This window comes from Tunicatimonas sp. (assembly GCF_049647865.1).
Taxonomy (GTDB): Bacteria; Bacteroidota; Bacteroidia; order Cytophagales; family Cyclobacteriaceae; genus Tunicatimonas.
Genome location: NZ_JBARYM010000271.1, coordinates 1 through 15,031 on the forward strand (window position 1 = coordinate 1; position 15,031 = coordinate 15,031).

10 protein-coding genes are annotated in these 15,031 nt (G+C 40.6%); 9 read left to right on the forward strand and 1 reads right to left on the reverse strand.

The window, feature by feature from the left end; translation table 11 throughout:
* The 5 genes from WBA23_RS08305 to WBA23_RS08325 all read left to right on the forward strand — a co-directional run.
* Positions 1 to 395 (forward strand): carbohydrate-binding protein (locus tag WBA23_RS08305; protein WP_424581809.1); only part of this gene is annotated, 395 nt, incomplete at its 5' end.
* Between the two features lie 173 nt (positions 396 to 568).
* Positions 569 to 2,542 (forward strand): TonB-dependent receptor, encoded by a 1,974-nt coding sequence (locus tag WBA23_RS08310; RefSeq protein WP_424581810.1) that lies wholly within the window; start codon positions 569 to 571, stop codon positions 2,540 to 2,542.
* Positions 2,542 to 5,190 carry a SpoIIE family protein phosphatase gene (locus tag WBA23_RS08315; protein ID WP_424581811.1) on the forward strand — a complete coding sequence of 883 codons (2,649 nt, stop codon included), beginning with the start codon at positions 2,542 to 2,544 and terminating at the stop codon, positions 5,188 to 5,190. The genes WBA23_RS08310 and WBA23_RS08315 overlap by 1 nt, the downstream gene beginning before the upstream one ends.
* Before the next feature lie 25 nt (positions 5,191 to 5,215).
* Positions 5,216 to 5,761 carry a SiaB family protein kinase gene (locus WBA23_RS08320; RefSeq protein WP_424581812.1) on the forward strand — a complete coding sequence of 182 codons (546 nt, stop codon included), beginning with the start codon at positions 5,216 to 5,218 and terminating at the stop codon, positions 5,759 to 5,761.
* A 23-nt stretch (positions 5,762 to 5,784) separates the two neighbouring features.
* Complete coding sequence (locus WBA23_RS08325) at positions 5,785 to 6,186, forward strand: DUF1987 domain-containing protein (protein ID WP_424581813.1); 402 nt, start codon at positions 5,785 to 5,787, stop codon at positions 6,184 to 6,186.
* Between the two features lie 399 nt (positions 6,187 to 6,585).
* Here the strand turns inward: WBA23_RS08325 and WBA23_RS08330 are convergent, their stop codons facing one another.
* A complete protein-coding gene (locus tag WBA23_RS08330) occupies positions 6,586 to 8,115 on the reverse strand; it encodes a tagaturonate reductase (RefSeq protein ID WP_424581814.1) in 1,530 nt (509 codons plus the stop codon).
* A gap of 438 nt (positions 8,116 to 8,553) precedes the next feature.
* Here WBA23_RS08330 and WBA23_RS08335 point away from each other — a divergent pair, with 438 nt between their 5' ends.
* The 4 genes from WBA23_RS08335 to WBA23_RS08350 all read left to right on the forward strand — a co-directional run.
* Positions 8,554 to 9,189, forward strand: a complete 636-nt coding sequence (locus tag WBA23_RS08335) for a peroxiredoxin family protein (protein WP_424581815.1) — start codon at positions 8,554 to 8,556, stop codon at positions 9,187 to 9,189.
* Position 9,190: 1 nt separating this feature from the next.
* Positions 9,191 to 10,888, forward strand: coding sequence for a GAF domain-containing protein (locus WBA23_RS08340; RefSeq protein WP_424581816.1), 1,698 nt, complete (start codon positions 9,191 to 9,193; stop codon positions 10,886 to 10,888).
* Positions 10,889 to 11,029: 141 nt separating this feature from the next.
* Positions 11,030 to 13,651 carry a M14 family metallopeptidase gene (locus WBA23_RS08345; RefSeq protein ID WP_424581817.1) on the forward strand — a complete coding sequence of 874 codons (2,622 nt, stop codon included), beginning with the start codon at positions 11,030 to 11,032 and terminating at the stop codon, positions 13,649 to 13,651.
* A 613-nt stretch (positions 13,652 to 14,264) separates the two neighbouring features.
* Positions 14,265 to 15,031, forward strand: a 767-nt coding sequence (locus tag WBA23_RS08350; protein ID WP_424581818.1) for an FG-GAP-like repeat-containing protein, incomplete at its 3' end; no start/stop codon positions are given.

Consider the following 15,031-nt stretch of genomic DNA (forward strand, 5'->3'; position numbering starts at 1 on the left):
TTGGGGTTCCAGGTTTCATTGAGGCAGAAAACTTTACCCAAAACCTAGGTACTACATCGGTAGGATCATCAACGGCTTCCGGGGGATATTACTTAGGTTCTATTCAAAAGGATGATTCTGTAGTTTATCGTATAAATGTACCCAGTGCCGGTTCATACAATCTTATATTTAGGGTCGCTAATAACTCTGGTAATCCTACCACTATAACTATTAGACACGAGAATAATATTAACCCAGTACTGTTATTTGTTCCAGTAGGGTCAGATTGGAATGATTGGATAGATCCAAAGCCATCTACTACGTTAAATCTTGACGCCGGCCCTCAGAATATTTGGCTGAAGTTTTCAGGAGGTAGCAGTGAGTTGATGCGAATTGACTGGATTGAGATAGAGTAATACTATTCTACTACGAAAATATTAAATATACTACGCAGGTACTTTGGAAGAGGAACTTTATATAATAATCAAGTACCTACTCCTTACTTTGCAACGAATAGTTCATGGTCCACAAAGTTTGTTTTAATCAACTAGTATATCTCCATTAGAGGAGTATCTGTTGACAACCAATCATGGTGAAAAAAGGGGTTATAGCATTAACTGTATTTATTTTTTGTGCACTTGGCGAAGCTACATCCCAAGCCTTAGATTCGTCATCCTATACGCTAACAATAGAAGAAGATATTTTGGGCATGGAGCTACGGCCCGATAAAGAAGTAAGCCAATCTATCTATATACTATCCAAAGAACACCAAGATATTGAAAAGGCTGCTATCAGCCACACACTTATTACCCAAGACGATATCTTACAATCGGGTGCTACTACCCTGTTAGAAATTTTACGTTTTTCACCAGATTTTGTAGTTCGCCAGAGTACTAACGGTAACTATATCTTGCACCTGAGAGGATCATCATTCGCCGATGAAGGACTCAGCAATAGAAATACTGTGCTGCTTATGGTAGATGAAATTCCCTATTATAACTTTATGGAGCAGTCAGTGTGGTGGGAAACGCTACCTATTGACTTACAAGATATTAAACAAATTGAAGTTGTTCGTTTTCCGCACGGAGCTTGGTATGGACCTGAAGCAGCTGAAGGTATAATAAATATTGTTACCAAGGCAGATAATGGCATGGGGTTAAAAACCCAAGCAAATGCTCGTATTGGTTTAAATACAAACCACGCCTATCAAGGAAGTATTAGCTACTACGAAGGAGGTCGGTTCCGGGCTAGATTATCTGGCTTTTATAACCAATCAAGGCGTTCTCAAAAATCTTCATATGTTTTTAGTGAAAATAATTATGTAAGTAATAGTTCTCTTCTCTTATATCAGATAAACGCACGAACTACTAACCCCGATATAGGCAACGCCCAACGTAGTTCGGGTGCCTACCTTAGTGCTGACTACACGTTAAATAAAGACACAAAATTTTATGTTAGTGCTGGAACGCAAAACTCAGAAGCACAGGGTGTCTTCCGAAGAATTGAAGAAATTGCGCTATCAAATCGCTTGGCCAGTACCAACTGGGTTTCTCTGCGTGCTCGCTGGAAACCTATTCAGTTCTACGTTTCTTACCAAGCTGGCACTAGACTATACAGTGGTTATGAAAATCTTCGATGGGATAACAACAATCAATGGCTGGGTAGAATCGAGTACGCCAAGAAATGGAAAAAGTACCGAATAGGAGTAGGGGCCGAAGCTCTACATTACGAATACGCCAATAGTACAGCGGATACAACTAGACAGGAAGCCCCAGATGTTACTTCTTTTCCTCTATTAGGTCAGCGATATAGTGTAAATATATCGCATCAACTATTTTTCTCTAAAGATCGATTAATTCTGACGATGGCTAACCGGGCAGACTACTATGCTCATTTTGAGCAGCTATTGCTCAATAGCCAATTCGGAGCACTATTTGCACTTTTTCCCGCACATAAAATTAGTGCAGCCGTAGCCTTAAGTGAACGACCTCCCGGCATATTTGATTACAACCTTACAAATAATGGAGATCTTATTCTGCCATTTCAAAAAACACTAGCCTACGAAGCAAAGTACCACTACCAAATCTCTAAAAACATACGGGCTGATCTTACTTATTTTCAATATCAACCCCAAGAGGAGATAGAGGATATGCGAACAGCAAATCGCTCTGGAGTTGGAGGTAAGATTGATTGGCAAATTAACCGCCTACTTCTATCAGGGAATGTTACGTACATGCAGTTTCAAGAGTTGGATAATACTATCTCAGGTAGCCCGCTTCCTCAATTGTTTGGCAGCCTTACCGGAAAGTATTCAGCCTTTTTTGACAAACTGCAAGTCTTTCTCTCTGCAAATTATTATTCTCAGCACTTTTACACTAATGGTAATAGAGCACTATTAATTCCTGCTCGCTTTAATCTTAGTAGCCGATTATCCTATCAGGTATGGGATGAACACTCATTGTTTATCAGTGGACAAAATCTACTTAATAATGGCAAAATAGAATTTCCCTTTAGTGACCAAACGCAGGGAATGTATTGGCTAGGCATAAATCTGAGGTTTTAATGAATAGATTACCTCACCATATTCCTCAATTGGTTGGCCAATTGCTTCGGCAGCTAGCATCTGTGAAGCTAAGTAGGCTTATTAGAATAGGTAGAGTAGGAGTGATAGTGTCAACTATCCTTATTGGTTGTCAGATTACTGGATTCGCGCAAAATACTTTTTCACCGGACCTCCCAACAATTAGCCATACTGATGATCGTGACCAATTACAGAAAGCACTTCAAGCAGCTGAGCAAAACCTGTACGAAGCTCAGGTTAATAACGCTACTAACCAAGAAGGCAAGTTACTTCACGAAATTGGACTTATTCATCAGAAGCTAAAGAATGATGATGAAGCACTGAAACATCTACTTTGGGCGATGACTACTTTTGAGAAGGCTTCCGCCCAAAGCGAGATGCTATTGGTAAAGTACGACTTGGGTGAGTATTATTTTAATAGAGAAGCATACCAAAAGAGTATTGAGTATTACCAAGCCTACTTGAAGGGCAAAAAAAGGCTTGAGGAAGATGTGCCGGATCGGCTTTTGATATTGCAAAAGATGGCGCGTAGCCATTATGAGCTAGAAGAATATGATGAAGCCAAAATTATATACCAACAAATAGCAAAGCTACATAAAGCGCGTGGCGATATGAAATCAACCGCAGTAGCCTACGAAGCCATTGCTGATATTAACAAACAGGTCAATGATATACCTAATGCTATAAGATACTTAGAGCAGGTTGAGAAATTTAGCCGACAAACTAAAGATACTGTCAAGCTACTACATACTTTAAATAATTTAGGATTCTTACAAAAACGGAATAAAAATCTTAAAGCAGCTATTGACTACTTTCAACAGGCGTTGGAGATACCTATTAGTGAGTCGGGAAGCCAAGATATGCAGGTTTCTATGCTGACTAACTTGGGCGTTGCCTATACTAATCTGGGGTTTTTCTCTAAGGCGAAAACATATTACAATGATGCCCTAGCGATAGAACGTAAGTCAGGAAACTTAGTAGGGCAAGCTCAACAACTTAATTATTTGGCATCTAACGCTTACATGAGTCAGAATAATGCTCAAGCACTAAAACTGGCAGAACAGTCTATCACATTAGGAGTAAGAAAAAACGCTTATCCAGAACTAGCGGAGAGCTATAACTTAATGGCATTAGTGTATGAAAGTGATAAGAACGAAGAGAAGACTGAGATTTACCAACAAAGTTATGCTGACATAAAAGGCAGAATTCGGGCTCAGAAAAGAAAGAAGAAACGAAGAGTCCTTGCTCTTCAAGAAAAAGTTGACGCGCAGGAGGAAAATTTCAAGTCTACGATAATAGAGCAAGAACAAATAGTCTTAGACCGGGAGCGGCAGGAAACCGCTATCAGTTTGAAAGAAAAAGAATTAGCCTTGTTAAAGAAAACCCAAGCACTGCAAAGAGCTGAACTTCTTAATCAGCAATTAGCTAATGAACAAGCCGCCCAGCAATTAACACTTGCTCAGCAGGAATTACTTGCTGAAAAGCAAAAACGAGAGCTGTCAGAACTGCAACGTTTACAGGAGAGGCAAACCCTACAGTTAGAACAAAATTTCTTAGAACAAGAAAAACAAGAAAAAGCAATCGCTCTACTTGAGGCCCAGAAAAAGCTTCAGCAACAAAGGTTGCAACAAGAAGCCACTTTGCGAAAATACGGTTACGGCATCATCTCTTCATTTCTGATTATTATGGGAGTGGTATCGTATAGCTTTGTTCAAAAGCGAAAAGACCATCGTAAGCTACAGGGGCAACAAGCTAAAATTAAAGAGCAGAATGAACACTTGAAAGCTAGTGAGCAAATGCTGATCAACAGTATAGATGAGTTAGAATCAACCCAGGAAGCTTTGCGAAAGCAAAAGAAAAGGCTGGAAATAGAGAATTACAAAACACAAGAAAGCCTACAGTATGCCAAGCGCATACAGTTCTCTATACTGCCTAGTGAGCGAGAAAGCCAAGTAATCTTTCCGAATAGCTTCGTAATATTTCGTCCAAAAGATGTTGTCTCAGGTGATTTTTACTGGATCTCCGAATATAAAGACTTAAAGGTTGCGTCGGTAGTTGACTGCACCGGCCACGGTGTGCCCGGAGCATTAGTCTCACTTATTGCCTACAATATGCTTAATGAAGCTATTCAAGAAAGGGACTCATACAATCCGTCATCCATTTTAGAATACCTTAACCAGCAAGTAACTAAACGATTGCGCGGTAAAGATAATAGCGTTCAGGATGGTATGGATATCGGTATATGTATTTTCAAAGAAAATTCGGATCAGTCGGTGCAATTGCGGTACGTGGGTGCTAAGCATACACTCTTTCTGATAAGAAATAACAAGCTTGAAGTTCTAAAGGGAATAAGAAAAACGGTGGGAAGTATCAAAAAAGATATAACCAAATCTGAACACCAACTGACCCTTTATCCAGGAGATAGCCTATACTTAACTACCGATGGGTTTATCGATCAATCAAATCCTGAGCGAAAGCGATTTGGCTCAAGACGGCTAAAACAAGTCATTCAAGAAAGTCATCATCTTCCAATGCAGGAGCAGCGAAGCAAGTTTATTAATGCGTTAGAAGCCCACCAGCAATCTTCTGAACAACGAGATGATATTAACCTAATTGGAGTCAAGATATAAGATGAGTACTTACAATCGAGCAAAAATGAGCTATAATCGAAAATTAATAGATCACCTAATGATTTTACAAGACGAAAACTTGTTGATTTCTTATAAAGGCCCCGTTACCCCAAACATTATGGCGGAAATCAGCCGAGATATTCGAGGTCAGTTGGACGGATTCCCCCAAGCGAGCCGAAAGATTTTTTCAATATTTATTGAGCTGGCTCAGAATATTTTGTTCTATTCTGCTGAGAAGATTCGCTACGCTGGGCGCACCGAAAGTGTAGGCATACTCCAACTTAGCGAAGTAGAAGAAGGATATGTTTTTTGCTGTGGAAATATTGTAAATACCGCTGATGTAGGTCGGCTAGCTGATAGCTGCAACACTATTAACTCGTTAGACCGGGATGAACTGCGTCGTTTGAGAAGAGTACAGCGTCGGCAACCCCAGGCTGATGAAAGTAAGGGCGCTGGTATTGGGTTAGTGCAAGCGGCTATTCTCTCGAATAATCCGCTAGACATTGATGTGTATACTATCGATGAGCAACACTCTTTTTTCTCGCTATTTGTAACTATTGACAAGGATTAATAAAACTTAAATTGTTAACTATTATGAGTAAATCAACATTAGATATTCTAGAAATAAAAGGTGAAAAAGATACATTTTACACCCCACATGTATATTTTGATCCGAATGAAGGATATTGTCTTTTAGAAGGTGAGTCGTATTTGGAAAATACGTGGGAATTCTACGAGCACTTATGTAGCTGGCTACGAGAATATACTAAAACTCAGCAGCCAATTACTGTTGACTTTAAAATGGTTTATTTCAATACAAGTTCGTCTAAAGGTATTTTAGAAATTTTGCTATTACTAAAAGATTATGAAGACCGGGGCGGGGAGGTAAAAATTAATTGGTATTATCCTGAAGAAGATGATGATATATTAGAGGAAGCTGAAGACTTTATAGAAGACACGCAGTTAGATATAGAGCTAATACCTCAACCGGAATAATAGCGGAACCTTTAACATAATTATTGTAAGCATCTGGTATCTGCCAGATGCTTTTTCGTCCTTACCTCAGTAGATAGCTCAATCAATTCTTATGTAATAAACTTGGTTTGACAAAGGATAAATATATACAAAGTCAGAGTGTTTATACGCTAAATTTTTTCTAAATGATGATATAGTCTTGTTAATCAACTGGTTATAATGAAAATATAGTTACTTATCAATTTTAGCTAATATTATTTCACTATATATATTTTACTTTAATAATAAAAAATAGTACATTAGTAATATAATTAGTTAAAATACTTAGTTATGGAATGGATAGGTACTATTTTATTTTTCTTTTTTATTTGGTTACAGATGTGTCCAGAAAAAAGTAGTTAATAAAAAAGGTTGTAAAAACTAATCAACTAAAGAAGCAAGCACCCGACGAACACCTTTATCATTAAATCTTTTGAGGTACAGAGATGTTTCCTCAATAAAAGGACTCATATCGTGTTCCCACAATGGCTGATGCGTGAGTACTTTTCGTACTACTTCTTTTGCATCTTCTTCACTGGCTAAGTTAACTTCTTGCCACACTTCGTATAGAAAAGCTGCCTGATCGTCATTGATAGGATACTTTTCTTCTTTAAACTCACCGTAGTAGTCATCACCTTCTCGAACTACAGGTTTACTAAATAGTAAATACGCCGCTAAGCCCGCACACATACGCTTAGGCGGTTCTCCATTTTTTTGGAAGTAACGCTCAAAGGTAAGACCATTACGCATATTCATTTTAGAAGTATACTGCAAAGAAATGTTAATAAGCTGATGATGTAAATACGGATTGCGAAAGCGATCTAGTACATCATTAGCAAATTCTAGGGCAGCGGAGCGATCGCTTTCTAGCGTAGGTATAATTTCTTTGTGAATAACCTGAGAAATGAACTTTCCCATAACCTCATCTTGCATACACTCATCTACTGTCTCTAATCCACACAGAAATCCCGCGGCTACACTAATAGTATGGCCTCCGTTGAGAATACGTAATTTTCGCTCCCGATAAGGCGTAATATCTTCATCAATCACAACTCCGCTATCTACCTTAAGAAAAGGAGCTCTTCGGTACAGTTCTTCTTGATCTCCCTCAATAGCCAAAAAGCGGTATATCTCACTAACTGTAAGTAGTTCATCCTGAAATCCTAGGTACTCTTCCAACTCTGCCTGTTTATCTTCGCTGGGTTCACCTGGAATAATTCTATCTACTAACGTATTGCAAAACAAGCAATTCTGTTTAACCCACTGCCGAAACTCATCTTCTAACTCGTTAATCTCAATTAGCTTTAGTACAATTGATCTTAGTTTGCTACCATTATCAATAATTAACTCGGTAGGAATGATGAGCATACCACTACGAGGAAGCCCAGCAAAAGCCTGATAACGTTCATACAGAAAAGCGGTTAATTTACCAGGAAACGATTGCGGAGGATCGCCCGAAAGATCATCATCTTCTTGCAGTGTAATGCCTATCTCCGTAGTATTAGATACTATAGTAGTAATAGCTTCATTATGAGCGCAATCTAGTATTTTGTTCCAATGTTCATACGCCGGAAGTGCTTTTGAAACGGATGAATTGATGTAAAACTTCCGTTGTGCTTTTCCTTCAGAATAACCTTCCTCACAAATAGTGAATAATCCATCTTGATCAGAAAAGTGCTGACTACGCCCCGAACGAGTGTTATTTACAATTACTACCCGCCCTTTGAATAGATTTTGCCGATTAGCTTCGTCAGCAAAGTACTGAATCAAACCTCGAAGCAACGCCCCCGAGCCAAACTGGATAATACGATTAGGATAGCGGAAAAATCTAGGATCAGGAAACTGAATATCGTCTCTATCGGAAAACTGTCTAACTTTAGAAGCTATCAGTCTTTTACTGAGAATAGGCATGGTTGTATTATTTAAAACTGAAATATAGGACTTTTTTGGTGATTCCTGCAAAAAGAGTAGATATTGAGAGAATACCACCCACTGGCGCAAGCTGTGGAGTGAAATAGTCAGATGCTCTTTTGTATGGAATCTTTAAAAAAACCCAAGCGTGTGATAAATAGCCTATAAAGATTATTTTTGGCGAGTTATTTTCACTGTAAAGCCACCTCTGTTATTGAAATAGCTTCCATAGCTAATTGTATGGTGAAGTTATTATTCAGACCTATTTATTCCACTTATGTAAGTATTTGTTATTCAGGTAGTTTTATCAGGAAAAACGCAGTGACCTTCTAGTAAAACTACCTCAAAGTTATAGCCTGTTGACAAAAGAAATGCTGAAACCAGCATTATCGTACCAACTTTGTACTACAGCAGTAGAACAACTTTGACAAAACATTAATGAATACCATAAAGGCTATTGGATGTACCGCCATCTTGGTCACTTTGTTAGGGACCATTATTGCTATTTTCTGGGATCAGCAAATTCGATATCTCAAGCCTACAGTTAAACCGAAGAGTCACACCACAGTCATTCCCGGAACGCAAATCACTCTATCTTTTTTAAGAGAGGATACTAAGCCAATTTTTCTTCACTTTTATAATCCAGACTGTCCTTGTTCAAAATTTAACCAAGACCATTTTCGCCAATTGGTTCGCCGATATAAAGGTCAAGTTAACTTTTACACTATTGTGCCCAATAATACTGAAGAACCACTGAGCCAAGAACTTAATATTCCAATTATTAGTGACTCTGACGGGGTAATTGCGGATGCTTGTGGCATATACGCTACTCCTCAAGCCGTGATTCTCACTGCTAAGGGCACACTTTACTATCAAGGTAACTATAATAAAGCTCGCTATTGTACTACCCGATCTACTCGCTTTGCCGAACTTGCTTTACAATCAGCCATTACTGAGCAACCTTTGCCGCTGGCAGTTCAACGAGCCGGATTGCCTTACGGGTGCAACCTACCTTCTGATACAAATACTGGTACAAATAGCCAGACTATTTCACTAACAAATCTATTCAATTAAGATGAGCAATATAACGGTAGATGACAAAGTAAAAGCGCACTTCCAGCAGGTTTACCAACGAGCAAATCGTATTATTGAGATTAGTTTAGGTTGCTATTTTGTATTTGGAATAGCCTTAGCTATGTTTTATAATACATGGATGCTTGCTCTGGCAGTTGGGACGCTAGCAGTTAGTATGTATACTGTAGCTAAGTGGTTTTTTCCTAGTAAAACGTTGAACCAGTATGTAGCTGGCTGCACTTTTGCCATATTTATGGCGCAGTTTATCTACCAGATGCATGGCCTGTTTGAAATGCACTTCTTTGCATTTATTGGAGCCATATTGCTAATCGTCTATCAAAACTGGAAGGCGTTTATACCTATTACGCTAATAATTGTTGCTCACCATGCCGCTTTCGCCTACCTACAATTTGCAGGCTACGAAGAAATCTATTTTACACAACTGGATTACATGTCGCTTAGTACTTTCTTTTTTCACGTAGGACTGGCAGCAGTAATCCTTGGGTTATGTGCTTTCTGGGCTTTCCACTTTCGTCAACATACCGAGAAATCACTGTTGAGTAACATTAAAATTCAAGATCAACTAGCGCATTCGGAGCAAAATATGGCTTTCGCTACCGAGATTGCCAAGGGCAATCTTGATGCCGAACAAAGTCGAGAAGAAAGCAACAAACTCGGTTGTGCTCTTATTGATATGCAGGAGAGATTAAAAGACGCACAGCGACGAGAACAGCAAGAACGGTTTATGAATGTCGGGTTAGCCGAGGTAGGTGATATTTTACGTAAGAATGTGAACTCACTCGAGAATCTTTCAGAGAAAGTACTAGGTTACTTAGTTAAGTACATTGGAGCCAATCAGGGGGCAATTTTTATTGCCGACCATGACCAAGAAGAGAACGAAAAATTACTTAATATGGCCGCTTGCTATGCCTATGACAAAAAGAAGTTTCAGGAGAAGGTAATTCGAGTAGGGCAAGGGCTGGTGGGCCAAACTTTTTTAGAAAAGAAAACCATCCATCTGACAAAGGTTCCACGGGGCTACGTCAGTATTACCTCCGGACTGGGTGAGACTACCCCAGGTCACCTTCTGGTTGTTCCGCTAATTGTTAATGAACATGTAGAAGGTGTTATTGAGCTAGCATCATTTAATACCTTTTCATCCGACACAATACAGTTTCTAGAGAAAGTAGGCGAAAGCGTTGCTTCTATGGTAGCGTCCAGTAAAACTACTCGACGGACTGCTCGCCTTTTAGAAGAAACTAAAGCTAGTGAAGAAGAGTTGCGAGCTGCCGAAGAAGAAATGCGACAAAATAATGAAGAGCTGCAGGCTATTCAGGAGGAAATCAGTCGTAAAGAACAGAGTCAGGCAGCTCTATTTCAGGCGGTGCAACAGTCTATTGGCACAATGGAGATAGGGCCTGATGGTAGTATTGTTCAAGTTAATGACATATTGTCTCATTATCTAGGGTATGCTTCTAGTGATTTAAAAGGGCAAATTCACGAGCGGGTAATTAAGCAAGAAGCAACCTACGCTACCTTCTGGCAGCAACTTCAAGCTGATAAGTCTAGTCAAGCCTTATTGCAGTTACAACATAAAGATGCCCACGTGAGTACTATAGCTGTATCGGGTAATTTAGTAGCTAGTCAGGATTCTATTATGCTGCTATTTTGGATTAAAACCCCAGTTGCGGTAGCGTAGTCCGAAATTCGCTCTTGCATCTATTACGACCAGATATTAGTAACTTTCGCGTACTACTTAGTTGGCTTTTTCTGTAGCATCAGCCTTAACAACCGCTATTTTTTTATTACTTTCCGGCCCTGTATTATTTACAATTCTACTATGAACCGGAATCTATTTATTTTTTACTTTCTCCTCTCCTTCTCTCTCCAGGCACAAGTACCTTCCCCCCAGGAAGTAATTGGATTTCAAATGGGGGCCGATTATGAAATTGCTGATTATACCCAAGTTACTGATTATCTAAAGCAACTGGACGAAGCCAGTGATCGGGTGCAGATGCAGCAGATTGGCACTTCAGTATTAGGTCGCCCGTTGTACGTGCTATTTATTTCTAGCGAAGAGAATCTTCAGCAGCTAGACGAATGGAAGGAGATTAGTGCCAAATTAGCTCGAGCGCGTATTTCTGACGAAGAAGCTCAGCAGCTTGCCCAGGAGGGTAAAGCCGTTATCTGGATTGACGGAGGTATTCATTCTACTGAGAAAGCAGCTACCCAGTTTCCACCGGAACTCGCTTACATGGTAGCTACGGAAGAGACCGCTGAGATGAATAAAATCCGGGAGAACGTCATCTTTATGCTGATGCCCAATATTAATCCGGATGGATTAGATATTGTTGCTGATTGGTACAAAAAGAACTTAGACACTCCTTATGAAACTTCCTACCCTCCGGTGCTCTATCATTACTACGTAGGGCACGATGACAACCGCGATTGGTTTATGAATACCCAACCCGAAACCCGGGCGGTTACGAACTTGCTGTTCAATGAATGGTATCCGCAAATTGTTCACAATCAGCACCAATCGGCTCCTCGTTGGGCCCGAATATTCATTCCCCCTTTTTCTAAACCGGTAAATCCGCATATTCATGCTGGGGTAGTAAACGGAGTAAATTTAGTAGGTAACGAAATGGCTACCCGCTTTGCCATAAAGAATATGCCCGGAGTGGTTTCTGACGTAACTTATACTATGTGGTGGAACGGTGGCTTACGTACGGCTCCCTACTTTCATAACCAAGTAGGTATCCTCACCGAAACCGCGCATACTACCCCAACTCCGCGTTTTTACCCGCCCGACTCGCTACCGAAAACAATTGGCAATGGAATTCCTACCGACGGAACTGCTATTAACTACCCTAGTCCGTGGCAGGGCGGGGAGTCTCGCTTTCGCGACGCAGTAGAATATATGCTCACGGCTGGAATGGCTACGCTTAGTATTGGGGCCGACCGAAAAGAAAAATGGTTGTACGATATGTACCGCATGGGCCGCGATGCTATTGAAGCCGAAGACGATGCTTTTGCCTACGTAATTCCTACTGAACAGTGGAACGCTAGTGAAGCCCGCAACTTAGCTAATATTTTAATGCAAGGCGGGCTAGAAGTTCACCAAACCAATCAGCCATTCAGCGTTGGTGATACTACCTACACCGAAGGTTCATTTGTACTATACGGAGCGCAGGCGTTCCGTCCTTACTTAAAAGATCTCCTGGAAAAACAAGAATATCCCGATTTGCGCCTTTATCCGGGCGGCCCACCAAAAACCCCGTATGATTTAGCCGGATGGACACTTCCATTACAAATGGGCGTTCGGGTTGACCGACTTGATAATGAAGTGACAATTAAAGCAAATGAAGTGACTAATGCAGTACAACCTACTCCTGGTAAAGTTGCTACATCGGCCAAATTTGCTTACGCACTAAGCCCTCAAGATAATGCCAGTGCCCGAGCAGTAAATCAGTTGGTAGCTGCACAAGCAAAAGTACACTGGTTAGGTGAAGCAACTGGTAACTTAGAGGCCGGAACCATTTTAATTGAAAATGATGAAACCATCGAACCTCAACTTTCTCAGTTAGCTGATTCTCTTGGACTCACATTCACTGGAGTTGATGATAAACCTGATGTTACTCTTCACCAAATTCGTCAACCGAAGATCGGTCTGTACAAATCGTGGGTAGCTAACATGGACGAAGGCTGGACCCGTTGGCTGATGGATGAATATGATTTCCAGTACGATACACTGCACGATGAGCAGGTTCGTAGTGCTAACCTCTCGCAGTACGATGCTATCATTATCCCCGATCAAAGCCCCCGGCGTATCTCACATGGTCACGCTATTTACAATATGCCGGAGGAATATACGGGTGGGTTAGGGCTAGAAGGAACGTTGGCACTAGAAAATTACGTAAAGCAGGGTGGCACACTCATTACTTTTGATGAAGCCAGCGACTTCGCTATCCAGCAGTTCGGATTACCTGTTAAAAATGTAGTAGCAGGTTTATCTAGCAAGGAATTCTTCATTCCCGGTTCGCTCATTCGGGCTACGGTAAACATAAATCATCCCCTGGCTTATGGCATGCAAGACACCGTAGCCACTTCATTTTCCCGTAGCCGAGCGTTTGAGGTAATAAAGCAGGAGCGAGAGGGAGAAGGTGGTCAGGAAGACATTACTAAGCTACCCGATCCAACGGTAGAGACCATCGTATACTACGCTGAAGATAGCTTATTGATGAGTGGCTGGGCACTGGGCGAGAAGAAGCATATCAGCGGCCAAAGTGCCATGATGCGCGTAAAACACGGCGATGGCACCATTGTTCTTTTTGGTTTCCGCCCCCAATTTCGAGGTCAACCTCGGGGTACCTACAAATTAATTTTTAACGCTATTTATAGCAGTACTATTGACGATCTTCCTATTCTGGTGAAGACTGAGGATGAAGAGAAGACAGAGTAAAAAAATACATATGTTCATTTCTAATGATATAGTGTAGTCTACAAACAGGTTACTTTGTTGTAGCCAGTAAAATTGTATTTAGCAGCACTCCGTTGTAGTAGATTATCTCTTACTACTTTACTAATAATCTTCTAATTACCGATTTAGTACTCTCACAATATGCGCCTCGGAAGTGCCTTACCACACATTACGATTAGTACTATTTATTTAGGCATAAATACCTATTCTCTATTTATTCCCCCTTATAAAAGGTCATGCAAGAACTAAGCAGTAAAGTGGATTAAAAGAAAGGATTTGAAACTAGTACCATCAATCGCTTAAAAGTTATTCATCGATTTGATTCCCCCCCCTGCTTTTAGTATAGATCAAATTTACTAATTGACCTATGCCTTATGAAGACTTCCCTACTTGAGTAGTACCCTCTTTCGCGCAATAGCTCTGTTGCCCGCGTATTTTCTCATTTCTTAAAGACCACAACGTAATTCTATCCAATTCTTTCTATCTACTTAGCTGCATTCTTTACAATGTAAGGTCAGCACTAAATTGAGATCATTAATCATACGCAGTGTCCATATCTTGGCGAATTACTAACAAAGGAAGTAATATCCTAAGTATGAAACCACAAAGTATCTGGCTTAGCTTCTGGCTGCTGTTCTTCTTCTCTACTATTTCGCTCGCCCAGGAAGTGAACTGTGCTAATGGCATTGATGACGATGGGGATGGACAGATTGACTGTTTCGATAGTGATTGTGCTACTTCTTCTCTATGCCAAAACCGCGAAAGCAACTGTACTGATGGATTAGATAACGACGGTGATGGGTTACCTGACTGTCTGGATGATGACTGCCGCGGGGTTTCGCCCGACTGCCCAGTAGAGACGAATTGTAACAACGGCATTGATGACGATGGTGATGGCTTTTTTGATTACTACGATGGCGACTGCTTAGCTGACCCTGCTAACCCCAATGACTACATAATAGACCTTGCTGACTGCCAGGTGGTTCCGTCGGGCAACTCTTTCGACCTACAGGTAGAATGGGAGTCAGAAGATAAAACCATAAGCGCAGTAAATGGTCCTATGGTAGCGGATTTAGATCAAGACGGTATTCCGGAAGTAGTTGCTTTTAATAGAAAGCATGTACCCGGAGAAACTTATAATAAGCTATATATTCTGAGTGGTCAACACAATGGAGTAGGGCGAAATCCGGTACTACGACAAACAGACGTAGGTAGAGTAGAGGGGGGGAATATTCCGGTTATCGGTGATATTGATGGCGACGGCTTCGGGGAAATTATTGTCAATGATGAAAGCGGGTATATGCGCTGTTTTGAGCATGACCTCTCTCGAAAATGGGGGGGGAATAAAGATAACAATAACGA

Bases quoted from the DNA above. Each gene is read 5' to 3' on its own strand.
- WBA23_RS08345 (WP_424581817.1), top strand. From the start codon at position 11,030: ATGAACCGGAATCTATTTATTTTTTACTTTCTCCTCTCCTTCTCTCTC.
- WBA23_RS08310 (WP_424581810.1), top strand. From the start codon at position 569: ATGGTGAAAAAAGGGGTTATAGCATTAACTGTATTTATTTTTTGTGCA.
- WBA23_RS08320 (WP_424581812.1), top strand. From the start codon at position 5,216: ATGAGCTATAATCGAAAATTAATAGATCACCTAATGATTTTACAAGAC.
- WBA23_RS08335 (WP_424581815.1), top strand. From the start codon at position 8,554: ATGAATACCATAAAGGCTATTGGATGTACCGCCATCTTGGTCACTTTG.
- WBA23_RS08315 (WP_424581811.1), top strand. From the start codon at position 2,542: ATGAATAGATTACCTCACCATATTCCTCAATTGGTTGGCCAATTGCTT.
- WBA23_RS08330 (WP_424581814.1), bottom strand. From the start codon at position 8,115: ATGCCTATTCTCAGTAAAAGACTGATAGCTTCTAAAGTTAGACAGTTT.
- WBA23_RS08340 (WP_424581816.1), top strand. From the start codon at position 9,191: ATGAGCAATATAACGGTAGATGACAAAGTAAAAGCGCACTTCCAGCAG.
- WBA23_RS08325 (WP_424581813.1), top strand. From the start codon at position 5,785: ATGAGTAAATCAACATTAGATATTCTAGAAATAAAAGGTGAAAAAGAT.